Consider the following 24,287-nt stretch of genomic DNA (forward strand, 5'->3'; position numbering starts at 1 on the left):
GCCGACCTGACCTGATTATTGATTGACGTCGGAGGACACATGCGCCGGATCTTTACCAACTCGACCGCGATCGCCCTGGGCCTGGCCCTGTGGCTTCCCCATGGCGCAGCGGCGCAGACCGCCCCCGTGGAACCTGTCGCCAGTGCCGAAGCGGACCAGGCCGCGGCCGAGCGCGCCGCCGAGATGCCGAACCTGCAGACCGCCTTGCAGCGGGAACTGGATCAGGGCCTGACCGCCGAAGCCCTCGTCTGCCCGATGAACATCCCCCAGCCCTGCCCCAGCGACATCCGGTTCACTCCTGAAGGGGTCGCCGTTCAGGTGTCGCAGGACGGCGCGATCTTTCTGGCCCAGAAAGTGATGCAGACGCATCAGGCCGATGCCGAGGGCAACCTGACGCCCGACCCGGACGCGGTGCTGATGCAGGCGGCGCCGGCCGGCCAGCAGGACGTGGCAGCAGATCCGGCGTCCGACCAGGAAGCCGGTGAGGAGACCGTCGTGATGGCAGCGGCGGATGCGCCTGCCGAGGCGGAGGCGCCTGCCGAACTGCCCCCGCCCGATGCAACCGCGGGTGAAGCCGACGCGGACACGGATGCAGCTGCAGCCGACGCGGGCGCCGCGGCTGAGGCGGACGCGGAGGCGGAGGCAGAGGCGGCCGATGCACCTGCAGCCGACGCGCCCGCGGCGGAAGAGCCGGTGGCCGACGCCACTGCGCCGGGTACCCCTGCCCCGGACGCCGCTGCCCCAGACGCCCCCACCGAGACCACTGCGGCCGACGAGGCTGCCGCGGATGAAGCCGAAGCTGATGCCGCCGCTGCCGAGCCGCCTGCGCCGGAGGTCGTCGAAGCCGAGCCTGCAGATTCAGCAGCGCCGGACGCACCAGCGCAGGAGGCCGCCCCGGCGCCTGCGCAGGCAGCCGACGAACCCACCGACGAACCCACCGCCGAGGTCGCTGCGGACGATGCCGGCACTGCCCCGCCGGCAGAAGCCGAAGCGGCGCCAGCACCCGAACCGGCGACACAGGCAGCGACCTCCGAAGCGGCCAGCACGCCTGCCGACGAACCCGCGCCTGAAAGCGCCGAGGCGCAGGTGACCGAGGAAAGCCCCGAACCCGACCTGCCGGACGCAGCCGCACTGGAGCGGGCGCTGGCCCAGGAAGTCGAAGGGCAGGCCGCGGATGCGCCGGCCGAGGCGACCGAAGCTCAAGCGGCGGCAGACGCGACCGCCGAGGGTGTTTCCGCTACAGCCGACGCCGCCGACGCGGAGACCCCGCCAGCCGATGCCGCGGCAGCCGACACCGATGCACCAACCGAACAAGAGACGACCGCCGCACCCGCAACGCCAGAGGCGGCGGAGGCGCCGGCACAGGCCGCCGACGCACAAGCTGAGGCCGTCGCCGTTCCTGAAGCCCAGGCGCCCGAGACCGAGGCGGCCCGCGAGGCCGCAGCCGGCAGCGCGCCGGTCACGGCCGCGGCGCTGGACCCGGACGCCCAGGAAACCGGCGAAGTGGTCGAGACCCAGGTGACCGAGGAGAACGCGCGCTCCTCGACCGAGGATTTCGCCACCAGCATCGCCGAGGCGGCCCGTGCCGCCGCGGCCGGCGCGGCGGCCGGCGCGCTGGCGGGTCAGCAGACAGGTCAGCAGGCCCAGGCACCGGCCGATGCCGCGGCCCAGGCCGATGCGACGGCCCAGACGCCCGGCGTCGCACCCGCTACCGCGCAGGACCTGCAGGAGGAGCTGGCCGCGCGCGAGGACGATGACGACCGCGACGACGTGGCCCGCGCGGCGCTTGCCGGCCTCGCCGGGCTGGTGGTCGGACAGATGCTGTCGAACGACCGCGAGGTTGCGCTCACCACGGGCGACCGGGTGGTCGTGACCCGCCCCGACGGCAGTCAGGAGGTTCTGAAGAACGACAACGCGCTGCTGATGCAGCCCGGGTCGAACGTGCAGACCGAAAACTTCGCCGACGGATCCAGCCGCAGCACCGTCGTGCGCCAGGACGGCAGCACCGTCGTCACCATCCGCGATGCCGACCTGCGGGTGCTGCGCCGCACGGTGATCGCGCCTGACGGCACCTCGACCACGCTGATCGACGAAACCGTCCAGGTGCAGCCGGTGAACGTGTCCGAACTGCCGCCGCCCGCCCGGCCGCTGGTCGCCAGCGACCGCCCGCTGTCCGAAGAGGATCTGCGCGCGGCTCTGCAGCGCGAGGTGGCGGTCGATCGCCGCTTTACCCTGAGCCAGATTCGCAACATCCCTGCGGTGCGCGCGCTGGTGGCCCCGATCGACATCAACTCGATCACCTTCGACACCGGCTCGGCCGCGATCAAGCCCGATCAGGCGCAGCAGCTGGCGACGCTCGGCCGAGCGATTGCCGAGACGATCCGCCAGAACCCGCGCGAGGTCTTCATGATCGAAGGCTACACCGACACGGTCGGGTCGGATGCGTCCAACCTGGCATTGTCTGACCGCCGCGCCGAATCGGTCGCGCTGGCCCTGACCGAGTATTTCCAAGTGCCGCCGGAAAACATGGTCGTGCAGGGTTACGGCGAACAGTTCCTGCGCGTCCCGGCAGAGGGCGACGTCCGCGCGAACCGTCGTGCCTCGGTCCGCCGGATCACCGAACTGCTGGCGCAGAACTGACGCGTCAGGGCCGCCCGGACACGGGCCGCCACCTTCTGCAATCTGCATCGGGGCCGCGGATCACCGCGGCCCTCTTGCGTTCACTTCCGGCGCCAGACCGTGCAGACTGCCTGCTCGCCCTCCAGCGCGTCGGCCGCCGCGCCCAGGTCGAACCCGGGCAGCGCCGCGAACCCGTCCGCCAGCAGCGCGGCGCCCGCGGCATCGACCGGGACCAGCAGCGCCTGCCCGTCCGTCGCGCGCAGCCGCCAGTGCGCCTGTCCGTCCAGCCGCAGCAACCGGATCTCGGCCAGGTCGCGCAGGGCGATCTCTCCGCCCAGGGTGCGGGCGCCGTAATAGCGGATGGCGCCCTCGACCAGTTCGACGACGCCGGGGGCGGCGATGTCGCGGCGAAATCGCATGCGGCGGCGCGCATCCATGCCCCAGATCACGCCCACGGCCACCATCGCGGCCCCGACCCCGCCATAGATCCACCCGCCCCAGGAGAACATCCACAGACCGGCGCCGATCAGGGCGACCGCGGCCAGGACCTCGCGCCAGGGGTGCAGACGGGCGGCCAGTTCGGGGCGGATCAGCATCGGCGGCCCACGCCCGCGGCGGGTCGCATCAGAGCGGACGGCTCATGTCGCGATGCGGAATTCCGGCATCGTCGTAGACCGGTCCGGATGCGGTGAAGCCCAGCTTTTCATAGAACGCCAAGGCGTGGGTCTGCGCGCCCAGCCTGGCGAGTTTTACCCCCGGGATGGCGCGCAACTCGTCCAGCGCCGCACGCATCAATGCCGCCCCCAGTCCTTGGCCGCGGCGATCGGCCAGGACGGCGACGCGGCCGATCTTGCCCGTGTTGCCCCGGATCAGCAGCCGCGCCGTGCCGACGGGCCGCCCGGCCTCGCTAGCCAGCAGGTGCACCGCGGTCGCGTCGTGCCCGTCGTGCTCCAGCGCTTCGGGGACGTTCTGTTCCTCGACGAAGACCGCGCGGCGGATCGTCAGGCAGGCGTCCAGATCGTCGGTGCGCCCAATGGTGATCATGCGAAATACCGCTGCAGGATGGCCCGGTAGATGTCCTTCAACTGCCGGACCTGATCGGCCGGCACCCGCTCGTCGACCTTGTGCATGTATGCGCCCACCAGGCCGAATTCGACCACCGGGCAGACGTCCTTGATGAAGCGCGCATCCGACGTCCCGCCCGAGGTCGACAGCACGGGCTCGGTGCCACAGCATTCGGCGACCACCTCCCGGACCAGCGCGACGAACGGCCCCGGTTCGGTCAGGAAGCTCTCGCCGGTCAGGGCGACGTCCAGTTCGAACCGGACCCCGGTCTCCCGTTCCATTGCGGCCGCCTGCTCGCGCAGCAGGGCCGTCAGGCTGTCGCCGGAATGGCTGTCGTTGAAGCGGATGTTGACGACCGCGCGGCCCCGCTCGGGGATCACGTTCGTCGCCCTATTGCCCACGTCGATCGAGGTGATCTGCAAGCTCGAGGGCTGGAAATGCGGGGTGCCCTGATCCAGTGGCGTGTCGACCAGCTGCGTCAGCAGGCGAGTAAGCGGGTGCAGCGGGTTCAACGCCTTGTGCGGATAGGCGACATGGCCCTGCGTCCCGGTGGCGGTGATCGTCGCGGTCAGGCTGCCCCGTCGCCCGATCTTGATCATCTCGCCCATGACGCTGGGGTTCGACGGCTCGCCCACGATGCAGGCGTCCATCCGTTCGCCCTGCGCGGCCATCCAGTCGAGGATCGCGATGGTGCCGTCGCGGCCGGGGCCTTCCTCGTCACCCGTGATGGTCAGGATCACCGCCCCGTCCGGCGGCGTTTCGGTGACGAAATCGATCGCCGCGGCGACGAAGGCGGCCACTGCCGATTTCATGTCGGTGGCCCCGCGCCCCCAGATGACGCCGTCGATCTCGACCCCCGAGAACGGCGGGTGGGTCCAGCTGGCCAAGTCCCCGGGCGGCACCACATCGGTATGACCGTTGAAGCCCAGGCCGCGCGCGCCGCGCGCGCCCCACCGGGCGAACAGGTTGGGCGTCCCGGCGCGATCCACGCGGGTGCACGCGAACCCGGCCTGTTCGAGCATGTCCTGCAGCAACACCAGCGCGCCGCCCTCGTCCGGTGTCACCGAGGGGCAGCGGATCAGGCGGGCGGTCAGGGCGGCGGCGTCGATCGGCATCAAATCTCACATCGTCAGGGCGCGGCGGATCAGGTTCGTGCCGGTCAGCACCAGCAGCACCAGCGTCCAGCGGCGAAACTGCACCACGTCCATGCGGTCCTGCAAGGCAAAGCCCAACTGCATGCCGATCAGTGCCGGCACGACCATCAGCACCGACAGCGGCAGCGTCCCCGCATTCAGCACGCCCGAGGCGAGATGCGCAAATGTCAGCGCCACCGCCCCGATCAGGAACACCACGCCCTGCACCCGGATCTGTTCCTGCTTTGACGCGCCGATCGACAGCAGGAACACGATCAGCGGCGGTCCCCAGATCCCCGAGATGCCGCCATACAGCCCGCCGATGATCCCGCTGACGACCTCGGCCCGGCGGCGGTGGCGGATGGGCAGCTGCAGCGGCCGTCCAGACAGCTGCCACGCGGCAAAGGCGGTGATCGGGACGCCGAGGGCTGCGTACATCACCGGCTGCGGCAGCAGGCGCGCGAAAGGCGCCGCCACGAACATGAACGCGCACACGAACGCGATGTGCCAAACATAGCGGCGCGAAGACCGGGCCGCCGCCCGCACCCCTTGGCGCAACGACTGCTGCAGGTTGGTGATCAGGGTCGGGACGATCAGCAGGGCCAGCGCCACCGGCGCAGGCAGGAACGAGCCAAAGGCCGACATCATGATCATCGGCATGGCGAACCCGATCGCGCCCTTCACGAACCCCGCGAACAGCGTGACGGCCAGGGCCAGCCAGATCTGGGAGGGGTCGAGGTCGCTCATCCGCGGCACACTAGCCCGATCCCACCGGCGTACAAGCGGATGACGGCGACAGAAAGCTGCGTGCTGCAAAGCTGCTGCGCAGCATCGTTGCGCTGCAGGTGCGAAGGCGCTAAGGGCTGCGGCAATCCGCAAGCGAGGCTGCCATGACCCAGACGCCGATCACCGCCGATACCGCCCGGACGCTGCTGCCGGAACTGGATACCCTGATGGAGCGGGCGACCACCGCCCTTCGCCAGCGTGTCGGCAATGGCAAGGTCGATGCGGCCGCCTTGGACGATGAACAGCACGCCGCGCACGCCCTGTCCTGGCTTGCCACCTATGTCGAGGCCCTCAGGCAGCTGTCGGCCTGGGCGGACCGGCTGTCGGAACAGGGCCGGCTGGGCGACATCGAGGAACTGCTGCTGCAGATCGGGTTCGCCGAATACCTGACCCAGATCACCGGTGGCATCCCGATGAGTCAGACGGAGTTTGCCCGCCTGTCCGATCTGGATGTCGACTGGCAGCCTTCGGACGCCGCGCGAGCCGCGATGGCCGGCAACAGCCCCGCCGCCCGCCAGCGTCTGGTGGAGCTGATGCAGGACAATCGCGGTCAGGCAACCTTCGGCGCGACCGGGCTCGACGAGGATCTGGAGATGATCCGAGACCAGTTCCGGCGCTATGCCGACGACAAGGTCGTGCCCCATGCCCATGACTGGCACCTGAAGGACCAGCTGATCCCGATAGAGGTGATCAACGACCTGGCAGAGCTGGGCGTGTTCGGGCTGACCATCCCCGAGGAACATGGCGGGCTGGGGCTGTCCAAGGCGTCGATGGTCGTGGTCAGCGAGGAACTGTCGCGCGGCTATATCGGGGTCGGGTCGCTGGGCACCCGGTCGGAGATCGCCGCCGAGCTGATCCTGTGCGGCGGGACCGAGGAGCAGAAGTCAAAGTGGCTGCCCGGGCTGGCGTCGGGCGAGATCCTGCCCACCGCGGTCTTCACCGAGCCGAATACCGGATCGGATCTGGGGTCGCTGCGGACCCGCGCCGTGCGGACCGAGGATGGATGGGAGATCACCGGCAACAAGACCTGGATCACCCATGCGGCACGCACCCACGTGATGACGCTGCTGGCCCGCACCGACCCGGACAGCACCGACTGGCGCGGCCTGTCGATGTTCCTGGCGGAAAAGACCCCCGGCACCGACGAGGACCCGTTTCCCACGGCCGGCATGACCGGGGGCGAGATCGAGGTACTCGGCTATCGCGGGATGAAGGAATACGAGCTCGGCTTCGACGGGTTCAGCGTCGGTTCGGACAATCTGCTCGGCGGCCAGCCCGGGCAGGGGTTCAAGCAGCTGATGCAGACCTTCGAGTCCGCCCGCATCCAGACCGCCGCGCGGGCGATCGGCGTGGCGCAGTCGGCGCTGGAACTCGGGATGCAGTATGCGATCGACCGCAAACAGTTCGGCAAGGCGCTGATCGCGTTTCCGCGGGTGGCCGACAAGCTGGCGATGATGGCCGTCGAGATCATGATCGCCCGGCAGCTGACCTATCATTCCGCCTGGCAGAAGGATCACGACCGCCGCTGCGATCTGGAGGCCGGGATGGCCAAGCTGCTGGGTGCCCGGGTGGCGTGGGCCGCGGCCGACAACGCGTTGCAGATCCATGGCGGCAACGGCTTCGCGCTGGAATACCCGATCAGCCGCGTCCTGTGCGACGCCCGGATCCTGAACATCTTCGAGGGGGCGGCCGAGATCCAGGCCCAGGTGATCGCCCGGCGGCTGCTGGGCTGACCGCCACGCATGCGTCCCATCCGCCACACTGTGGCGGACGCGTCACGGCAGCTGTGCAGAAGCGTGCGGCGCGGAACATCGCCCGTGCTACACGCGTTCCAGCCAATATGCTGTTTCGTTGAGGGATTCCGTGATGAAAGCGATCATTCGACTGACCTGCGCCGCCGCGGCACTGGCCACCCTGGCCGCCTGCGAGGACGCTGCCGCACCTTCCGTCGGAACGCCCTACGAAGGCGGCATTCCGTTCGGCACCTATACCGTCGTCGGCTTCGGCAAGGAGGCCGTGCCCACCCGTGACGGCCGGATCACGCTGCGGTCCGGCACGCTCAGCGGCAATGGCCCCTGCAACGGCTTCACCGCCGTGAATGCTGCGACGCTTCCCGCCATCCAGATCACCAGCATGAACTGGACCGATGAGGTCTGCCGGCACAAGGGGTTCGAGGACCGGTTCTTCCAGGCGCTGACCCAGGCCCAGTCGGCCCAATGGCAGGGCGGCGTGCTGAAGATCATCGGACCGACCTACATCACGCTGGAACGCACCGGCGACTGACCGCCCTCACCGCGCGACGGCATCAGTCAGCCGCGTCGGGCCGGCGCTGCAACCGCCTGATCAAGCGCGCGCGGGCAGCGGGCAGCGGTCGGCCGATCTGTCCCTGCGCCAGATGCGCGTCGAGGAAATGCCCGGTGACGGCCAGCGCCTCGGCCAGGCCCCCATCGGGCCCGCCCAGCGGCCCAGGCAGGCGCAGCAGGCGCGGCGCCCAGTCGCCCGCCGCCGCCGCCGTGACGACGTGGCCGGTGCGCGGGCTGACATAGGCCAGCCCGGTCGTGTCACCGGTGACCGCACAGCGGTGAAGCTGCAGCCCGAAGCCCAGCTCGTCCAGCAGCAGCAGTTCCCAGCCCAGATAGCCGGACCACCACGCCCCGCCCGCATCCATCGCATCGAGCAGGCTTTCGGTCCGCGCGGCCAGGCGCGGATGGGGATCGCGTTCGGGCAGCGCATAGGCCAGCAGGGCACTGACCGCGTTCAGCCCTGCCAGCGCGTCGGGATCGGTCATCAGCCCGGGACGGGTCCGGATCGGTTCAGCGACAAAGGTTCCCAGCTGGTCGTGCAGCCGCGCCCGCCAGCGCAGCGTCAGCCGGGCACCGGGCTGCAGCATCGCCGCCCGCCGCTGGCTGGTGGCCCCCGGCACGACCCCGGACATCAGCCCCTGATCGGGGGTCAGCACGGTCAGGATCGCCGCGGTCTCACCGTGGCGGCGGCGCGCGATCACGGTGCCCTCGCCCGTCCACTCCATCTCAGCTGCCCGTCACGCGACGGCGGGGCGACCGCAGCCATGGCTGGGCCGCTTTGGCCGCGTCGCCGCGGCCGGACCTCTGGTAAACTGCATCCGCAGTCCGCACCTCGTCACTCCTCGACTGCCGTTGATCCGGTTCCGTCGCGTTCGACGGCCAGGAACCGGGCGCGCCCGTGCAGCGCCGCGAACAACTCGCGCCCGGTTCCGGTCAGCAGCACCTGCGCCGGCAGGGCCACGACCTCGTCGTACAGTGCCGCACGGCGGGGCGCATCCAGATGGGCCGCCACCTCGTCCAGCAGCAGCACCGGGCGTTCGGCGGCAAGCGCGCGAGCATTGGCGAGGATCAGCGACAGCAGAAGCGCCTTCTGTTCGCCCGTTGAACTGAGCGCCGCCGGCATGTCCTGCGGGCCCCAATGGGCGCCCAAATCCGCCCGGTGCGGTCCGTTGAGGGTCCGGCCGGCCGCCATGTCGCGCGGACGACATGACGCCAGACGCTCCGCGATGCTGTCCGGTTCGGTGTCGTCGGCGTGCCCGTCGCCCGGCAGCAGCGCCAACCGGGCCGCTGGAAAGGTCGTCTCGGCGTCCTGCTGCGCGCGGATGATGCGCTCGATCGCATCCAGCCGGTTGCGGGTGATGGCCGCACCAGCCCGCGCCATGCGAGTTTCCAGCGCCCGGTACCAGCGATCGTCCGCCACCTGATCCCGCAGCAAGCGGTTGCGTTCCCGGATCGCCTTGTCATGGTCCAGCGAATGGCCGGCGTGATCGGGGTGAAAGGACAGGGTGAGCCGGTCAAGGAATCGCCGCCGCGTGTCCGGCGGATCGGTCCACAGCCGGTCCATCGAAGGGATCAGCCAGATCACCCTGACCAGGCTGCCCAGCGCGACCTGCGTGGCGAGCTTTTCGTCGATGCTGACCGATCGCGCCTCGCCGGGCAGGGCTGCGGTCTCGACCGGGCGGCCATCGACCGTCGCGCGGATCCGCCAGCCGGTCCCCGCCCCCTGCCGGGCCTGGTCGCCAGGCGCCGCACCGCGCAAGCCGCGCCCCGGCGACAGCATCGACACGGCTTCGAGTATGTTGGTCTTGCCGGCGCCGTTCGGTCCATGGATCGCCACCGGACGATCGTCCAGCGACAGGTTCAGCCGTGCCCAGGATCTGAACTGCGCCAGCCCGAGCGTCGTCAGGGTCACACGCGCATCGGCATGACGACATAGACCGCGCTGTCGTCGCCACCCTCGCGGATCAGCGCCGCGTCGCCAGATCCGTTGAACAGGAACACGGCGTTCTCGCGGTCCACCTGCTGGGCGATTTCCTGCAGGTACTTGGCGTTGAACCCGATTTCCAGCGGGTCGTCGCCATAGGCGACCGCCAGTTCCTCGTCCGCGGCGCCGGCGTCGGGGGCGTTGACGGACAGCACCAGCCGGTCTTCGTCCAGGGCCAGCTTGACCGCACGCGAGCGTTCCGAGCTGACCGTCGCCACCCGGTCCACCGCGCGGGCAAAATCCGCGGCATCGACCTCCAGCTTGCGGGTGTTCGAATGCGGGATGACACGGCTGTAATCCGGGAAGGTCCCGTCGATCACCTTGGAGGTCAGGGTGATCGTCGGGGTGGCAAAGCGCACCTTGGTCTCGCTGACCGACACGGAAATCTCGACGTCATCGCTGTCCAGCAGCTTCTTCAGCTCGGCGACGGTCTTCCGCGGAACGATGACGCCGGGCATCTGCTCGGCCCCGTCGGGAAGCGGCGCGTCGATCCGGGCCAGCCGGTGCCCGTCCGTCGCCACGCAGCGCAGCACCCGCCCGTCCGCGCCGTCGGCCACATGCATGTAGACGCCGTTGAGGTAATAGCGCGTCTCCTCGGTCGAGATCGCGAAGCGCGACTTGTCGAACAGGCGGCGCAGCAGCGGCGCCGGCGCAGTGAAGTTGGCCGTGTATTCCGACGAGGCCATCACCGGAAAATCCTCGCGCGGCAGGGTGGCCAGGCTGAAATTCGATCGTCCCGCCTGGACCGTCAACCGCCCCTCGGCCCCGTCGGCCGCGATCGACACCAGCGCCCCGTCGGGCAGCTTGCGCGCGATCTCGTTCAGCAGCGCGGCGGACACGGTCGTGGCGCCCGGGCGTTCGACCATCGCTGGTGCCTTGTCCACCACTTCGGTATCCAGATCCGTGGCACGGAAACTGACGCCCTCGCCCTCGGCCTCGATCAGCACGTTGGCGAGGATCGGGATCGTGTTGCGGCGTTCGACGACAGACTGGGCCTGCGCCACGGCCTTGACCAGCACGGCCCGTTCGATCGAGAATTTCATGGGTCCTGCCCTTTGCTGTCGCCGCAGGCGCCGCGCGAGGTTGCGCGGCGCGAGGGCACAGTTTCGTCAATGCGTTGCGGGGGTCAAGCCCGGGGTGTCACGCTTCCAGCGTGCGACGCAGCAGGTCGATATCTTCGGCCAGGCTGCGGTCCTCGCCGCGCAGTTCCTCGATCTTGCGGACGCCATGCATGATCGTGGTGTGATCGCGCCCGCCAAACCGGCGCCCGATCTCGGGCAGGCTGCGGCTGGTCATCTGCTTGGACAGGTACATCGCGATCTGCCGGGGCCGCGCCAGCGTGCGCACCCGCTTGGGCCCGATCATGTCGGACAGGCGGATGTTGTAATGCTCGGCCACCTTGCGCTGGATCTCCTCGATCGACACCTTGCGGTCGGACGCGCGCAGGATGTCGGCAAGGCATTCCTGGGTCATGTCCAGGTCGATCTCGCGCCCCATCAGGCTGGCAAAGGCGAAGAGCCGCTGCAGCGCGCCTTCCAGAACCCGGACGTTCGAGGTGATGCGGTGGGCCAGGAACTCCAGCACGCCGCCGCCCAGCACCAGACCCGGATAGGTGGCGCGGAACAGGTCGGTCTTGGACTGCAGGATCGACAGGCGCAGTTCGTAGTCGGTGGGGTGCAGGTCCACGATCAGCCCGCAGGACAGGCGCGACTTGATCCGCTCCTCCAGATCCTTGATCTCGCCGGGGGCGCGGTCGGCGGAAATGACGATCTGCTTGCCCTGGTCGACCAGCGCGTTGAAGGTGTGGAAGAATTCCTCCTGCGTGGAGTCCTTGCCGGCGATGAACTGCACGTCGTCGACCATCAGCACGTCGACAGTGCGGAACAGCTCCTTGAAGTCCATGACCGTGCGTTCGCGCAGCGCCTGCACGAAGCGGTACATGAACTGCTCCGCCGACAGATACAGGATCCGCGCCTCGGGGTCGCGGGCCTGCCGTTCGCGGGCGATCGCGTGCATCAGGTGGGTCTTGCCCAGCCCGACCCCGCCATAAAGGAACAGCGGGTTGAACGACACCGGCCCGCCCTCGGCCACCCGGCGGGCGGCGGCATGGGCCAGTTCGTTGGGCTTGCCGACCACGAAGTTGTCGAAGGTGAACCGCGCGTCCAGGGCGGCGGTCAGGTCCTCGTCAGACCGCGCCACACCGCCGCGGTTTGCCCCGAACCGGACCGGACCCGCCTGGGTTGCGGCCGGACCGTCCGACGGGGCCGGCACGTTGCGCTGTTTCGGCAGTGCGGTGGCGGGATCGACGCGGATGTTCAGCCGATCGACGGAACAGCCCTTGCGGGCCAGCACGTCCATGATGGGGCGGGCATAATGCCGCGACACCCACTCGGACAGGAACTTGGTGGGGCTGATGAGGTCTGCCGTCCCATCGCTCAGCGAAGTCAGACGCAGCGGCTGAATCCAGTTGGCGTAGTTGTTGGTGCCGACCAGCTGCTCCAGCTCTCCTTGGGCTTCGCCCCAGATACTGTCCATTGTCATTTCGTCCTCTTGTCCCCGATCCCCGCCGGCAGGACCCGGCGGGACAGCGAATCGCGGGCGCCAGCAACAGGGCAGAAGCCATCGTCCGGCGAATCGCCGTCCGGAAACAGCCGCATCGCGGCCGCGTGGCTTTTCATCGACAGAACGCGGACGATCGTTGGCAGTCGATCGGCAGCGTTCCCGAAGCGCGGTCATCCGACCCCGCTTGTGGCGCCCTGTGCTGGCGGCAGAACCAGCGGCGGGCGATGTCTCCCAAGATGGCGCGACGTGAATCGCTTCCCGAAGCTACGCTCAACCGTGGATAGCTCGCAACTCATCTTCGCGCTTGACAGGTTGTTGGTCGCGCGAATCTGGAGAACCGATGCAGAACGGCAAAACACATTCCAAAACAGCACATTGGAATGAACAAGGGCGCACCGCTGGTGCGCCCCGTGGCAGATATTCGCGAGTGCTGCGGGGCGCGCATCCGCGCCCGCTCACCACGGTTTTCAGGCGGCGCTCAGCGCCCTGACGCGGGCCGACAGCCGCGAAATCTTGCGCGATGCCGTGTTCTTGTGGACGACGCCCTTGGACACGCCGCGCATCAGCTCCGGCTGGGCCGTGCGCAGCGCCTCGGCTGCGATCTGGGGATCGCCGCCGACGATCGCCTCTTCGACCTTGCGGATGAAGGTCCGGATGCGCGACTTGCGCGCCTTGTTGACTGCGGTGCGGCGCTCGATCTGGCGCGCGCGCTTCTTTGATTGTGGCGTGTTGGCCATGTCTGGTGCGGTTCCGATGAAGCTTCCGGGAAATCTTGAAGCCGTGCTATTAGGTTCACCCGCGCGCCGAGTCAACCCGGCCGGGGCACGATCGTATGGGGATGCGCAACTGCCGCGCCCGTTGCAGCGCGCCGCGAAGACGGAGCGCGTCGCCCGGCACCCTTACCGGTCGCGGAACTGCGCCTCGCGCTTTTCCAGGAAGGCCGACATGCCCTCCTTCTGGTCCTCGGTCGCAAACAGCGCATGAAACGCGCGCCGTTCGAACAGCAGACCCTCGCGCAACGTCGTCTCGAACGCCCGGTTCACGGCCTCCTTGGCCGTCCGGACGGCGATCTGGGACTTGTCGGCGATCTTGCGCGCCGCCCCCATCGCTTCTTCGATCAGCTTGTCGGCGGGGACCACGCGGCTGACCAGGCCCGACCGCTCGGCCTCGTTCGCGTCCATGAAGCGGCCGGTCAGGTTCATGTCCATCGCCTTGGACTTGCCGACGAACCGGCTCAGCCGCTGGGTGCCACCGATCCCCGCCACGACCCCCAGGTTGATCTCGGGCTGGCCGAACTTGGCCGTATCAGCGGCGATGATGAAGTCGCAGATCATTGCCAACTCGCAGCCGCCGCCCAGCGCATAACCCGACACCGCCGCGATCATCGGCTTGCGGGTGCGGGCGATCCGGTCGATGTCGCTGCCGAACAGATCCTCGTCGAACACCTCGACGAACGACTTCGACGACATTTCCTTGATGTCGGCACCGGCGGCAAAGGCCTTTTCGCTGCCGGTCAGCACGATGCAGCGCACCTTCTTGTCCGCGTCCAGCGTCTCGACCGCGTCGGCCAGCTCGCCCAGCAGCTCGGCATTCAGCGCGTTCAGCGCATCCGGTCGGTTCAGCCGGACCAGGGCAACCTTGTCCTCGATCTCGACGATCAGCGTCTGGTAGGCCATCGGATGTTTCTCCCTTATGGACAGCCGAGTGTTAGCAGGGGCGGTGTGGCGGCGGAACCCTGATCAGCGCTGGCAGACCGGGCAGTACCAGGTCGAGCGCCCGGACTGGACGATCCGGCGGATCGTGCCCGTGCAGCCGGGGCGCAGGCAGGGTTTCCCCTCGCGCCCGTAAGCCTGGAAGCTGTGCTGGAAGTAACCCAGTTCGCCGGAGGCCTGCCGGTGATCCCGCAGGCTTGACCCGCCCGCCGCGATCGCCTCGGTCAGCACCGCCCTGATCTGGGCGTGCAGGCGGGCCAGCCGATCCCGCCCGATCCGCCCGGCCGCACGGCGCGGGTGGATGCCGGCGCGGTGCAGCGCCTCGCACACATAGATGTTGCCCAGCCCCGCGACGATCCGCTGGTCCAGCAGCGCCGCCTTGACCGGCAGCGCGCGGCCGGCCAGCGCCCGCGCCAGCCGGTCCGGCGTGAAGTCGTCGCCCAGTGGCTCCGGACCCAGGGCGGCCAGCAGCGGATGCGCCTCGCCGGGGCGGACCAGATCGACGGCACCGAAGCGGCGGGCGTCGTTCAGCGTGATCCGCGTGCCCCTGTCGGTGGTCAGGACCAGATGGTCATGCTGCGGCAGGATGCTCGCGTCATGATGGAACTGCCCCAGCCGCTCATCCTCGATCCGCACCCGCCCCGACATGCCCAGATGCAGCAGCAGGCTGGGGCCACGATTCAGGTCGGCCAGGATGTATTTCGACCGCCGCCGTAGCGCCGTCACCCGGGCGCCGGTCAGCACCTGCACGAGGTCCACGGGCATCGGCCAGCGCAGATCGGGGCGGCGCTGATCGACGTGGGCGATGGCGCGGCCTTCCAGATGCGGCGCAAGGCCACGGCGGACCGTTTCTACCTCTGGCAGTTCTGGCAATCCGACCCCATCCGTCGCATGGTGCCGCCCGGAACAGGCGACTGGATGCAGACCTATGAGCGACGACCGGCCCAGGCAAACCCATTTCGGCTTTCGCGACGTGGACGAGACCGAAAAGGCGGGGCTGGTGCACGGGGTGTTTTCCCGTGTCGCATCGAAATACGACATCATGAACGACCTGATGAGCGTCGGCGTCCACCGGCTGTGGAAGACGGCGATGATGGATTGGCTGGCGCCGCGCGCGGGCCAGCACCTGCTGGACGTCGCGGGCGGCACCGGCGACATCGCCTTCCGCTTTCTGGACCGCGCCCCCACCGCCCGGGTCACCGTCTGCGACATGACCGAGTCGATGCTGATCGAGGGCCGCAAGCGGGCCGAGGCCGATCGCCTGGCGGACCGCCTGGACTGGGTCACCGGCGACGCGATGGCCCTGCCCTTTGCCGATGCGAGCTTTGACCGCTACACGATCAGCTTCGGGATCCGCAACGTGACCCGCATCCCCGACGCGCTGGCCGAGGCGTACCGGGTATTGAAGCCGGGCGGCCGTCTGATGGTGCTGGAATTCTCGCAGCTGCCGGTGCCCGCCATGCAGTGGGCCTATGATCGCTATTCCTTCAACGTCATTCCGCCGCTCGGGCAGCTGGTCGCCCAGGACCGCGACAGCTACCAGTACCTGGTCGAATCGATCCGCCGCTTTCCCGATCAGGAGCGCTTTGCGCAGATGATCCGCGCGGCCGGGTTCGACCGGGTCCAGTATCGCAACCTGTCGATGGGAATCGCCGCGCTGCATTCCGGATGGAAGCTCTGACACCATGCGCGGTCCCCACAACATCTGGCGCCTGATCCGGACCGGCGCCACGTTCGAACGCACCGGCGCCATGGGCGCGGCGCTTGACGCGATGGCCGCCCCGGCCCGGGTGCGGCTGGCCGCACGGGTGCTGGGCTGGCCATTCGCGTGGCTGGGCTATCCCGGCGATCCGGCCCTGCCGCCGGTCACCCGCGCGATCACCGCGCTGGGGCCCGCCTACATCAAGTTCGGGCAGATCCTGTCGACCCGCCCCGATGTCGTGGGTGCGGAAATGGCTGCGCAGTTGCGGATGCTGCAGGATCGCCTGCCGCCCTTCCCCACCCCGATCGCGCGCAGGATGATCGAGGCGGAGCTGGGGCACCCGGTCGAGACCCTGTTCACCGATTTCTCGGAACCGGTGGCCGCAGCCTCGATCGCGCAGGTGCATTACGCCCGGCGGGCCGAGGACGGGGCCGAGGTCGCGGTCAAGGTGCTGCGCCCGGGGATCGAGGCTGCGTTCCGCCGCGACATCGACGCCTTCCACGTGGCCGCCAACCTGATCGAGCGGCTGTCGCCCTCCAGCCGACGGCTGCGGCCGCGCGACGTGGTCAAGCATTTCGAATCCGTGGTCCTCGGCGAACTGGACCTGCGGCTGGAGGCGGCTTCGTCGTCCGAGTTCGCCGAGAACACCAAGGGTGACCCGGGATTTTCCGTGCCGGAACCGCACTGGGCGCTGTCATCCCGGCGGGTGATGACCAGCGACTGGGTGCACGGCATCCCGATGGGCGACGTGGACGCGATCCGCGCCGCCGGTCACGACACCACCGCCATCGCCACGCGCATGATCCAGCTGTTTCTCAGCCACGCGCTGCGCGACGGGTTCTTTCACGCCGACATGCATCAGGGCAATCTGCGGGTGGCGGCGAATGGCGACATCGTCGCCTTCGATTTCGGGATTATGGGCGAGATCGACGAATACACCCGGCGGGTTTACGCGGAAATCCTGTACGGCTTCATCCAGCGCGACTATCGCCGGGTCGCGCGGGTGCATTTCGAGGCCGGCTACGTGCCCCGGGACCGCAACATGGCCCAGTTCGCCCGCGCCCTGCGCGCCGTGGGCGAGCCGATCTTCGGTGCCGATGCCAGCCGGATCTCGATGGGGAACCTGCTGTCCTACCTATTCGAGGTGACCGAACGCTTCGGCATGCAGACCCGGACAGAGCTGATCCTGCTGCAGCGCACCATGGTCGTGGTCGAAGGGGTGGCCCGGTCGCTCGACCCGCAGATCAACATGTGGACGGCGGCACGTCCGGCGGTGGAACCCTATATCCGGGACAATCTGGGCCCGCGCGCCGCCGCCCATGACCTGTCCCGCGCGGTCCGGGCGCTCGGCCATTACGGACCCAAGCTGCCGGACCTGATCGACCAGGCGATGGACCGGCTGACGGAACCGTCGCCCCCGGTCCGCGTGAAGGTGCGCCGCGGCCTGCCCTGGCCCGCGGCGTCGGCGGCCCTGGTCGCGGCGGGGGTGCTGGTCGGGCTGGTTTTTGCGTCATGATGCCGTCAAGCCAGCGTCAGGCTCGGCCGTTCGGCGACATCGCCGACAGACTCGTGTGGCACCGTAGTCAGGAGGGGCTGGATCAGCGCACCTATGCAGAGCGGGCCGGGCTGAAGCGGACGCAACTGTCCAACTGGGAATCGGGTAGCTATCGCCTGTCGAATGATGGGGCCTTGGCGCTTCGGACTACATACGGGTTGTCGTTGGACTTCATCTACGCTGGCAGCGCGGACAGCTTGCCAATGAGCTTGCGCGCAGCGTGGTTGTCGGGACCGCAGGTCGAAATCGCCATCTAGCCCGGCTTACCGCCGGCGTTGCAAGCCGGCGAAATGCGACGGACCAGAAAGGCTTTGACAAGCCTGACTGTAATTGTCAGATTTCAGCGAGGCTCAGGAAGGATCGCTGAAATGACCATCAACCCGCCCGATTTCTCAACCCTCCCCGACATCCGGCTGGCGAAGGTGCCGGTGCATGACGCCGCGGCGCTGACCCAGGGCGGCAACCAGGCGCTGATCGCCCTGGGGGATCAGCTCTACAACCTGCGGATCACGCGGGCCGGAAAGCTGATCCTGACCAAGTGACGGGCGGGCGCGTTCAGCGCCCAATCCCACCGCCGCCCGGTCCGCGCGGCTTTCCCGCTCCGCCACCGGGACGCGGACCGCGGGGTCCCGATCCGCCGGGACGCGTCCCCGCCGGCTTGCCACCGGGCCGCGGTCCCGACCTGTCCCCACGATATCCACCCGGTTTCCCACCGGGCTTGCTCGCCGGTTTTCCACCGGGTTGTCCACCGGCCGGTCGGTCGGCGCGGGGGCCGGATGTGCTGCGCGGGCCGGCGCCGCCGGGCTTCGCGAAACGATCCCGGGTGCCCGCCGGGCGGTCACCCGGGCCACGACCTGACTCGCCGCGACCGCCCTGCCAGCCACCCTCGGTCTTTGCGCCGCGGGCCGCCGGCTTGCCGGCAAAGCCGGCGGCCCGCGGCGCACGCGGCGCGTCGCCCTCGACGCGTGACTCGGACCGGCGCTGCTGGCTGCGCGCGCCGTCCTGACCGCCGTCCCGTGGTCGCCCATCCTGCGCCGGCTTTGCGTAGCCGGATCGCGGCCGATCCCCAAACCCGCCGCTGTTGCCGCCGGTTCTCGGCTTGCGGTCACGGCTGTCGGCATCGCGGCTGCGGTCCGGTCGCGGCGCACCTGATACGGCCCGGCTGTCCCGGGAGCTTTTGCCTGCCCCGCCATCGCCCGGGCCACGGGCCGTCCGGCTTGCTCCCTCGGCCGGCCGCGCGGGCCGGGGGCCATAGCTCCGGTCCCGCTCGCCCCAGGGGGCCCGCGCCGGTCCGCCCTGCCCGCCGGTGCGGGGCTTGCCGTGCGACGCACCGGCACTTCCATGCCGGGGCTTGCGCGTGAACCCGCCCTCCGGTCGCGCCGGCCGGCCGTCATCCCGTTCGGCCGATCCGCCCTGTCCGCCGCGGGGCGGGCGGGCCCCGCCGCGATCCGCAGCGCGGTCGTCGCCCGTCCGGGGTGGCCGGTCACCGCGCTCGGGGCGATCGCCGCGCGCCGGGCGATCCTGCGGCGAAGACCGATCTCGACCGCCCGGATGCGCCGGCCGGTCGCCCTGCGTCTCGGCCGCGCCCCGACGCGCCCCTCGGCTGTGCGGCAGTTCCTCGGCGTCGCCGGTCAGCAGGCCGCCCAGCTGGTCGCGCAGGACCCGGCGCTTGATCTCGCGCACCTCGTTCTCCTCCAGCCCTTCCAGTCGAAAGGGCCCGTAGCCGATCCGGATCAGCCTGTTCACCTGCAGGCCGACATGCGCCATGGCGCGCCGGATCTCGCGGTTGCGGCCCTCGCGGATGCCGACCGTCAGCCAGGCATTGGCGCCCTTCTGGCTGTCCAGGCGGATCTCCATGGGCTGGAATTCCTCGCCGTCGATCACGGCGCCGCGGCGCAGCGGGTCGAAGGTCAGCTCGCTGGGATTGCCGTTCACCCGCACCCGATAGCGGCGCAGCCAGCCCGTCGCGGGCAGTTCCAGCCGGCGTTTCAACTCGCCGTCGTTGGTCAGCAGCAGTAGCCCTTCGGAATTGATGTCCAGCCGGCCGATGCTCATCACCCGCGGCAGGTCGCGCGGCAGCGCGTCGAATACGGTCTGCCGCCCCTTCTCGTCCGATTCGGACGTCACCAGCCCCAGCGGTTTGTAGTAGAGCCACAGCCGCGTTTCCTGCGGCGCCTCCATCGGCTTGCCGTCCACCCTGATCCGGTCGCTTGGCAAGATGTCCAGCGCAGGCGAAGTGATCTTCTCGCCGTTCACCGTCACCCGCCCCTCGACGATCATCCGCTCGGCCTCGCGCCGGCTGGCCACCCCGGCCCGGGCCATCATCTTGGCGATCCGCTCGCCCCCGGACGTGACCCGTTCAGCCGGGCGCCGGGTCGGCCCGGGCTCGCCCTCGGCCGGGCTGGCGTCGGCAGACCCGTCGTCGTGGGCATCTTCATCATCGACGGGATCGACGGGCGGCGCAGTGGACTCGGCTTCTCCGTCCACGCTGTCGTCCGAAACGCTGTCGTCGTCCTGTACCTCGTGCTCGGCCGCAAACGGCTCCACATCCGGCAACTGCGTGTCGACATGCTCGGACGCGTCGGCGGGCTCGACGAGATCGTCAGGGCTCACATTGGCAATCCGCTCCCTGGCCGGGTCGCCTGACGGCTCGGCGCCGTCGCTGGCGGTCTGTTCCGCCGACTGCTCCGAAGCGCGATCCGGCGCCTCGTCGTTGGTCCGGATCGTGGGCTCCTCTGCGGCCGGTTCTTGCGTCGGTTCGTCGGGGGTCTGGTCGGTCATGGCGATCTCCTGGCGCATCGCTGCGATGGCAAGCGGCTGTGATAGCCTCAACGCCCAGGCGGCGAAAGCGGTTCTGCCCGCGAAAGGCGCCCGTCGCGCTTGTGCCGCTGCGGCCTGCAGGGCAAGCACCGGTCATGATGTTTCGCAGCCACATGCCGCAGGCGCTGGCCGAGGCGCGCGCCGCCGCCCGTCGGGGCGAGGTGCCGGTGGGCGCGGTCCTGTGCGATGCGGCCGGACAGGTCGTCGCCGCGGCCGGCAACCGCACCCGCGAACTGGCCGATCCCACGGCGCATGCCGAGATCCTGGCGATCCGTGCGGCCTGTGTCGCGGCCGGGTCCGAGCGCCTGCCGGGCCACAGCCTGTGGGTCACGCTGGAACCCTGCCCGATGTGCGCGGCGGCGATTTCGGCCGCGCGGATCGCCACACTCTATTACGGCGCCACCGACCCGCGGATGGGCGGTGTGGTGCATGGGGCCAGGGTCTTCGACCACCCGCAGTGCCATCATCGACCCAGGATCTATAACGGGCTTGCCGCGACCGAGTCGCAGCTATTGCTGAGGCAGTTCTTCGCGCAGCGCCGCTGACGGTTGCGCCGCGACCGGGTTTGTCAGAAAGCTGCCGCCACCAGAAGGGGACCATTGCATGTTCAACAAGATCCTTGTCGCCAACCGTGGCGAGATCGCCATCCGGGTCCTGCGCGCGGCCAACGAACTGGGCAAGCGCACCGTCGCGATCTACGCCGAGGAAGACAAGCTGAGCCTGCACCGCTTCAAGGCGGACGAGGCCTACCGGGTCGGCGAGGGGCTGGGTCCGGTGGCGGCCTATCTGTCGATCCCCGACATCATCCGGGTGGCGCGCGACGCAGGGGCGGACGCGATCCATCCCGGCTATGGGTTGCTGTCCGAAAACCCGGACTTCGTGGACGCCTGTACCGCCGCCGGCATCGTCTTCATCGGGCCGACCGCGGACACCATGCGGGCCCTGGGCGACAAGGCCAGCGCGCGGCAGGTCGCGATCGAGGCAGGCGTTCCCGTCATTCCGGCAACCGACGTGCTGGGTGATGATTTCGACTCGATCCGCGCGCAGGCCGAGGCGGTCGGCTATCCGCTGATGCTCAAGGCGTCCTGGGGCGGCGGCGGCCGGGGCATGCGCCCGATCCTGGGCCCCGAGGAACTGGCCGAGAAGGTCCGCGAGGGCCGGCGCGAGGCCGAAGCCGCGTTCGGCAATGGCGAAGGCTACCTCGAAAAGATGATCCAGCGCGCCCGCCACGTCGAGGTGCAGCTGCTGGGCGATGGCCATGGCGGGCTGTACCACCTGTATGAACGCGACTGCACCGTGCAGCGCCGCAACCAGAAGGTCGTCGAACGCGCCCCGGCCCCCTATCTGAGCGAGGAGCAGCGGGCGGAGGTCTGCAACCTTGCCCTGCAGATCGGCCGCGCCGTCGGCTATCGCAATGCCGGCACGGTCGAGTTCCTGCAGGACATCGACAGCGGCGCGTTCTACTTCATCGAGGTCAATCCCCGCGTCCAGGTCGAGCACACGGTCACCGAAGAGGTCACCGGCATCGACATCGTGCAGGCCCAGATCCGGATCGCCGAGGGTGCGACCCTGGCCGAGGCCACCGGACACGCCGGCCAGGACGCGATCACCCTGTCGGGGCACGCCATCCAGTGCCGGGTCACGACCGAGGACCCGCAGAACAACTTCATCCCGGACTACGGCCGCATCACCGCCTACCGCACCGCCACCGGGAACGGCATCAGGCTGGACGGCGGCACCGCCTACCAGGGCGCGGTCATCACCCGGTTCTATGATTCGCTGCTGGTCAAGGTCACCGCGTGGGCGCAGACCCCCGACCAGGCGATCGCGCGGATGGACCGGGCGCTGCGGGAATTCCGGGTGCGCGGCGTCGCGACCAACATCGACTTCGTCATCAACCTGCTGAAGCATCCGGTGTTCCTGTCGAACCAGGCCACGACCAAGTTCATCGACACCACGCCCGAGCTGTTCGACTTCTCGCCCCGGCAGGACCGGGCGACGAAGATCCTGACCTATCTCGCCGACATCACCGTGAACGGGCATCCCGAGACCAAGGGCCGTCCGCGTCCGGCCGAGGCAAAGCTGCCCGTACCGCCTGCCCCGCGGCAGGACCCGCCCGAGGGCACGCGGCAGTTGCTTGACCGCGCGGGCCCGCAGGGCGTGGTGGACTGGCTGTCCCGCCAGCAGCGCGTTCTGCTGACCGACACCACCATGCGCGACGGGCACCAGTCGCTGCTGGCGACGCGGATGCGGTCGATCGACATGATCCGGGTCGCCCCGGCCTACGCGGCGAACCTGCCGGGGCTCTTCTCGGTTGAATGCTGGGGCGGCGCGACCTTCGACGTGGCCTATCGCTTCCTGCAGGAATGTCCCTGGCAGCGGCTGCGCGACATCCGCGCGGCAATGCCCAACATCATGACGCAGATGCTGCTGCGCGCCTCGAACGGGGTGGGCTACACCAACTATCCCGACAACGTGGTGCAGAGCTTCGTGTTGCAGGCGGCGCGGTCCGGCGTCGACGTCTTCCGCGTCTTCGACTCGCTCAACTGGGTCGAGAACATGCGCGTGGCGATGGACGCCGTGGTGGACTCGGGCAAGGTCTGCGAGGCCGCGATCTGCTATACCGGCGACATCATGGACCCGGACCGGTCCAAGTATGACCTGGCCTATTACGTGGACATGGGGCGGCAGTTGCGGGACGCGGGCGCGCATCTGCTGGGCGTCAAGGACATGGCGGGGCTGCTCAAGCCCGCCGCCGCGCGGGTGCTGTTCAAGGCGCTGCGGGACGAGGTCGGCCTGCCCATCCACTTCCACACGCATGACACCAGCGGGCTCAGTGGGGCCACCGTGCTCGCGGCGGCGGAGTCGGGCGTGGCCATCGTGGACGCGGCCATGGATGCCTTGTCGGGCGGGACCTCGCAGCCCTGCCTCGGGTCCATCGTCGAGGCGCTGGACGGGACGGACCGCGACACCGGGCTCGACATCGGCGCGATCCGCGAGATCTCAAATTACTGGGAGCGGGTGCGCGACCAGTATTGCGCGTTCGAGGCCGGCCAGCGCGCGCCGGCGTCCGAGGTGTATCTGCACGAGATGCCCGGCGGCCAGTTCACCAACCTCAAGGCCCAGGCCCGCAGCCTGGGGCTGGAGGATCGCTGGCACCAGGTGGCCGAGACCTATGCCGAGGTGAATCGCATGTTCGGCGACATCGTGAAGGTCACGCCCTCGTCCAAGGTGGTGGGCGACATGGCGCTGATGATGGTGGCCCAGGGGCTGACGCGGGCCGAGGTCGAGGACCCGGCCGTCGAGGTCGCCTTTCCGGATTCGGTCGTGGACATGATGCGCGGCAATTTGGGCCAGCCCCCCGGCGGCTGGCCCGAGGCGCTGCAGAAGAAGGTCCTGAAAGGGGAGGCGCCGATCACCGAGCGTCCCGGCGCGCTGATGCCGCGCGTCGACCTTGCCGCCGCCCGCGCCGAGGTGCAGGCGAAGCTGGACACCGAGCTGGACGACGAGGACTTCAACGGCTGGCTGATGTATCCCAAGGTCTTCAGCGACTATGCCGAGCGTCACAAGACCTATGGCCCCGTCCGCACCCTCCCCACGCCGGCCTTCTTCTACGGGATGGAGCCGGCCGAAGAGATCAGCGTCGAGATCGATCCCGGCAAGACGCTTGAAATCCGGATGCAGACCGTGGGCGAGACCGACGACACGGGCGAGGCCAAGGTGTTCTTCGAGCTGAACGGCCAGCCGCGCAGCGTCAGGGTGCCGAACCGCGCCGTCCGCGCCACCACCGCGGCCCGGGCCAAGGCCGATCCGTCGAATGCCGGGCATGTCGGCGCGCCAATGCCGGGCGTGGTGGCGACGGTGGCGGTGCACGCCGGCCAGAAGGTCAATGCCGGCGACATGCTGCTGACCATCGAGGCGATGAAGATGGAAACCGGCATCCACGCCGACCGGGCCGCCACCGTCACGGCCGTCCACGTCACCCCCGGCCAGCAGATCGACGCCAAGGACCTGCTGGTCGAACTGGACTGAACGGCCGGCGCGCC

The 24,287-nt window shown here is 69.4% G+C and carries 21 protein-coding genes; 9 read left to right on the top strand and 12 right to left on the bottom strand.

Going from position 1 to position 24,287, the window contains the following annotated elements:
- Positions 1 to 39: 39 nt before the first annotated feature.
- The gene (locus Q0938_RS11100; RefSeq protein ID WP_299362155.1) at positions 40 to 2,640 is read left to right on the top strand and encodes an OmpA family protein; all 2,601 of its coding nucleotides are present in this window, start codon (positions 40 to 42) and stop codon (positions 2,638 to 2,640) included.
- Positions 2,641 to 2,720: 80 nt separating this feature from the next.
- Here the strand turns inward: Q0938_RS11100 and Q0938_RS11105 are convergent, their stop codons facing one another.
- The 4 genes from Q0938_RS11105 to Q0938_RS11120 are packed head-to-tail and all read right to left on the bottom strand — an operon-like array spanning position 2,721 to position 5,564.
- On the bottom strand, positions 2,721 to 3,215 hold the full coding sequence (locus tag Q0938_RS11105; protein ID WP_299362157.1) for a hypothetical protein: 495 nt from the start codon (positions 3,213 to 3,215) through the stop codon (positions 2,721 to 2,723).
- A 28-nt stretch (positions 3,216 to 3,243) separates the two neighbouring features.
- Entirely contained in the window at positions 3,244 to 3,663 is a 420-nt protein-coding gene (locus tag Q0938_RS11110; protein ID WP_299362159.1) for a GNAT family N-acetyltransferase, read from the bottom strand.
- Entirely contained in the window at positions 3,660 to 4,799 is a 1,140-nt protein-coding gene (dapE, locus tag Q0938_RS11115) for a succinyl-diaminopimelate desuccinylase (RefSeq protein WP_299362161.1), read from the bottom strand. Before dapE ends, Q0938_RS11110 begins: the two co-directional genes overlap by 4 nt.
- A 6-nt stretch (positions 4,800 to 4,805) precedes the next feature.
- Positions 4,806 to 5,564: a sulfite exporter TauE/SafE family protein gene (locus Q0938_RS11120; RefSeq protein WP_299362163.1), complete on the bottom strand. Its 759-nt coding sequence runs from the start codon at positions 5,562 to 5,564 to the stop codon at positions 4,806 to 4,808.
- Positions 5,565 to 5,707: 143 nt separating this feature from the next.
- Here Q0938_RS11120 and Q0938_RS11125 point away from each other — a divergent pair, with 143 nt between their 5' ends.
- Both Q0938_RS11125 and Q0938_RS11130 read left to right on the top strand, forming a co-directional pair.
- Complete coding sequence (locus tag Q0938_RS11125; protein ID WP_299362165.1) at positions 5,708 to 7,336, top strand: acyl-CoA dehydrogenase family protein; 1,629 nt, start codon at positions 5,708 to 5,710, stop codon at positions 7,334 to 7,336.
- A gap of 133 nt (positions 7,337 to 7,469) precedes the next feature.
- On the top strand, positions 7,470 to 7,886 hold the full coding sequence (locus Q0938_RS11130; RefSeq protein WP_299362167.1) for an META domain-containing protein: 417 nt from the start codon (positions 7,470 to 7,472) through the stop codon (positions 7,884 to 7,886).
- 22 nt (positions 7,887 to 7,908) lie between these two features.
- On the opposite strand, the gene recO is transcribed toward Q0938_RS11130, so the two are convergent.
- From recO to mutM, 7 genes are all read right to left on the bottom strand, one after another.
- Positions 7,909 to 8,631: a DNA repair protein RecO gene (gene recO / locus Q0938_RS11135; protein ID WP_299362170.1), complete on the bottom strand. Its 723-nt coding sequence runs from the start codon at positions 8,629 to 8,631 to the stop codon at positions 7,909 to 7,911.
- A gap of 110 nt (positions 8,632 to 8,741) precedes the next feature.
- Positions 8,742 to 9,818 (bottom strand): DNA replication/repair protein RecF, encoded by a 1,077-nt coding sequence (recF, locus tag Q0938_RS11140; protein WP_299362172.1) that lies wholly within the window; start codon positions 9,816 to 9,818, stop codon positions 8,742 to 8,744.
- Positions 9,815 to 10,933 (bottom strand): DNA polymerase III subunit beta, encoded by a 1,119-nt coding sequence (gene dnaN, locus Q0938_RS11145; RefSeq protein ID WP_299362174.1) that lies wholly within the window; start codon positions 10,931 to 10,933, stop codon positions 9,815 to 9,817. The genes recF and dnaN overlap by 4 nt, the downstream gene beginning before the upstream one ends.
- A 97-nt stretch (positions 10,934 to 11,030) precedes the next feature.
- Positions 11,031 to 12,431: a chromosomal replication initiator protein DnaA gene (dnaA, locus tag Q0938_RS11150; RefSeq protein WP_299362177.1), complete on the bottom strand. Its 1,401-nt coding sequence runs from the start codon at positions 12,429 to 12,431 to the stop codon at positions 11,031 to 11,033.
- 488 nt (positions 12,432 to 12,919) lie between these two features.
- Complete coding sequence (gene rpsT / locus Q0938_RS11155) at positions 12,920 to 13,189, bottom strand: 30S ribosomal protein S20 (protein WP_299362180.1); 270 nt, start codon at positions 13,187 to 13,189, stop codon at positions 12,920 to 12,922.
- A 162-nt stretch (positions 13,190 to 13,351) separates the two neighbouring features.
- Positions 13,352 to 14,128, bottom strand: a complete 777-nt coding sequence (locus Q0938_RS11160; protein WP_299362183.1) for an enoyl-CoA hydratase — start codon at positions 14,126 to 14,128, stop codon at positions 13,352 to 13,354.
- Between the two features lie 63 nt (positions 14,129 to 14,191).
- Complete coding sequence (mutM, locus tag Q0938_RS11165; RefSeq protein ID WP_299362185.1) at positions 14,192 to 15,037, bottom strand: bifunctional DNA-formamidopyrimidine glycosylase/DNA-(apurinic or apyrimidinic site) lyase; 846 nt, start codon at positions 15,035 to 15,037, stop codon at positions 14,192 to 14,194.
- Between the two features lie 55 nt (positions 15,038 to 15,092).
- Between mutM and ubiE the strand changes: the two genes are divergently transcribed.
- From ubiE to Q0938_RS11180, 4 genes are all read left to right on the top strand, one after another.
- Positions 15,093 to 15,845, top strand: a complete 753-nt coding sequence (gene ubiE / locus Q0938_RS11170) for a bifunctional demethylmenaquinone methyltransferase/2-methoxy-6-polyprenyl-1,4-benzoquinol methylase UbiE (RefSeq protein WP_299362187.1) — start codon at positions 15,093 to 15,095, stop codon at positions 15,843 to 15,845.
- Between the two features lie 4 nt (positions 15,846 to 15,849).
- Positions 15,850 to 17,382: a 2-polyprenylphenol 6-hydroxylase gene (ubiB, locus tag Q0938_RS11175; protein ID WP_299362189.1), complete on the top strand. Its 1,533-nt coding sequence runs from the start codon at positions 15,850 to 15,852 to the stop codon at positions 17,380 to 17,382.
- A complete protein-coding gene (locus Q0938_RS19410) occupies positions 17,382 to 17,678 on the top strand; it encodes a helix-turn-helix transcriptional regulator (RefSeq protein WP_366942752.1) in 297 nt (98 codons plus the stop codon). The genes ubiB and Q0938_RS19410 overlap by 1 nt, the downstream gene beginning before the upstream one ends.
- A gap of 111 nt (positions 17,679 to 17,789) precedes the next feature.
- A complete protein-coding gene (locus tag Q0938_RS11180; protein ID WP_299362191.1) occupies positions 17,790 to 17,963 on the top strand; it encodes a hemin uptake protein HemP in 174 nt (57 codons plus the stop codon).
- Between the two features lie 13 nt (positions 17,964 to 17,976).
- Here Q0938_RS11180 and Q0938_RS11185 read toward each other — a convergent pair whose 3' ends face one another.
- Positions 17,977 to 20,202, bottom strand: coding sequence for a pseudouridine synthase (locus Q0938_RS11185; RefSeq protein WP_299362192.1), 2,226 nt, complete (start codon positions 20,200 to 20,202; stop codon positions 17,977 to 17,979).
- 134 nt (positions 20,203 to 20,336) lie between these two features.
- On the opposite strand from Q0938_RS11185, the gene Q0938_RS11190 reads away from it, so the two are divergent.
- Both Q0938_RS11190 and Q0938_RS11195 read left to right on the top strand, forming a co-directional pair.
- Positions 20,337 to 20,786 carry a nucleoside deaminase gene (locus Q0938_RS11190; RefSeq protein ID WP_299362195.1) on the top strand — a complete coding sequence of 150 codons (450 nt, stop codon included), beginning with the start codon at positions 20,337 to 20,339 and terminating at the stop codon, positions 20,784 to 20,786.
- A gap of 58 nt (positions 20,787 to 20,844) precedes the next feature.
- The gene (locus tag Q0938_RS11195) at positions 20,845 to 24,273 is read left to right on the top strand and encodes a pyruvate carboxylase (protein WP_299362198.1); all 3,429 of its coding nucleotides are present in this window, start codon (positions 20,845 to 20,847) and stop codon (positions 24,271 to 24,273) included.
- The last annotated feature ends 14 nt before the right edge of the window (positions 24,274 to 24,287 follow it).

The sequence above is a fragment of the uncultured Paracoccus sp. genome (assembly GCF_947496875.1).
GTDB lineage: Bacteria > Pseudomonadota > Alphaproteobacteria > Rhodobacterales > Rhodobacteraceae > Paracoccus.

Coding starts and splice junctions, on each gene's coding strand:
- Q0938_RS11100 (WP_299362155.1), top strand. CDS start 40: ATGCGCCGGATCTTTACCAACTCGACCGCGATCGCCCTGGGCCTGGCC.
- Q0938_RS11105 (WP_299362157.1), bottom strand. CDS start 3,215: ATGCTGATCCGCCCCGAACTGGCCGCCCGTCTGCACCCCTGGCGCGAG.
- Q0938_RS11110 (WP_299362159.1), bottom strand. CDS start 3,663: ATGATCACCATTGGGCGCACCGACGATCTGGACGCCTGCCTGACGATC.
- dapE (WP_299362161.1), bottom strand. CDS start 4,799: ATGCCGATCGACGCCGCCGCCCTGACCGCCCGCCTGATCCGCTGCCCC.
- Q0938_RS11120 (WP_299362163.1), bottom strand. CDS start 5,564: ATGAGCGACCTCGACCCCTCCCAGATCTGGCTGGCCCTGGCCGTCACG.
- Q0938_RS11125 (WP_299362165.1), top strand. CDS start 5,708: ATGACCCAGACGCCGATCACCGCCGATACCGCCCGGACGCTGCTGCCG.
- Q0938_RS11130 (WP_299362167.1), top strand. CDS start 7,470: ATGAAAGCGATCATTCGACTGACCTGCGCCGCCGCGGCACTGGCCACC.
- recO (WP_299362170.1), bottom strand. CDS start 8,631: ATGGAGTGGACGGGCGAGGGCACCGTGATCGCGCGCCGCCGCCACGGT.
- dnaN (WP_299362174.1), bottom strand. CDS start 10,933: ATGAAATTCTCGATCGAACGGGCCGTGCTGGTCAAGGCCGTGGCGCAG.
- dnaA (WP_299362177.1), bottom strand. CDS start 12,431: ATGACAATGGACAGTATCTGGGGCGAAGCCCAAGGAGAGCTGGAGCAG.
- rpsT (WP_299362180.1), bottom strand. CDS start 13,189: ATGGCCAACACGCCACAATCAAAGAAGCGCGCGCGCCAGATCGAGCGC.
- Q0938_RS11160 (WP_299362183.1), bottom strand. CDS start 14,128: ATGGCCTACCAGACGCTGATCGTCGAGATCGAGGACAAGGTTGCCCTG.
- ubiE (WP_299362187.1), top strand. CDS start 15,093: ATGAGCGACGACCGGCCCAGGCAAACCCATTTCGGCTTTCGCGACGTG.
- ubiB (WP_299362189.1), top strand. CDS start 15,850: ATGCGCGGTCCCCACAACATCTGGCGCCTGATCCGGACCGGCGCCACG.
- Q0938_RS19410 (WP_366942752.1), top strand. CDS start 17,382: ATGCCGTCAAGCCAGCGTCAGGCTCGGCCGTTCGGCGACATCGCCGAC.
- Q0938_RS11180 (WP_299362191.1), top strand. CDS start 17,790: ATGACCATCAACCCGCCCGATTTCTCAACCCTCCCCGACATCCGGCTG.
- Q0938_RS11185 (WP_299362192.1), bottom strand. CDS start 20,202: ATGACCGACCAGACCCCCGACGAACCGACGCAAGAACCGGCCGCAGAG.
- Q0938_RS11190 (WP_299362195.1), top strand. CDS start 20,337: ATGATGTTTCGCAGCCACATGCCGCAGGCGCTGGCCGAGGCGCGCGCC.
- Q0938_RS11195 (WP_299362198.1), top strand. CDS start 20,845: ATGTTCAACAAGATCCTTGTCGCCAACCGTGGCGAGATCGCCATCCGG.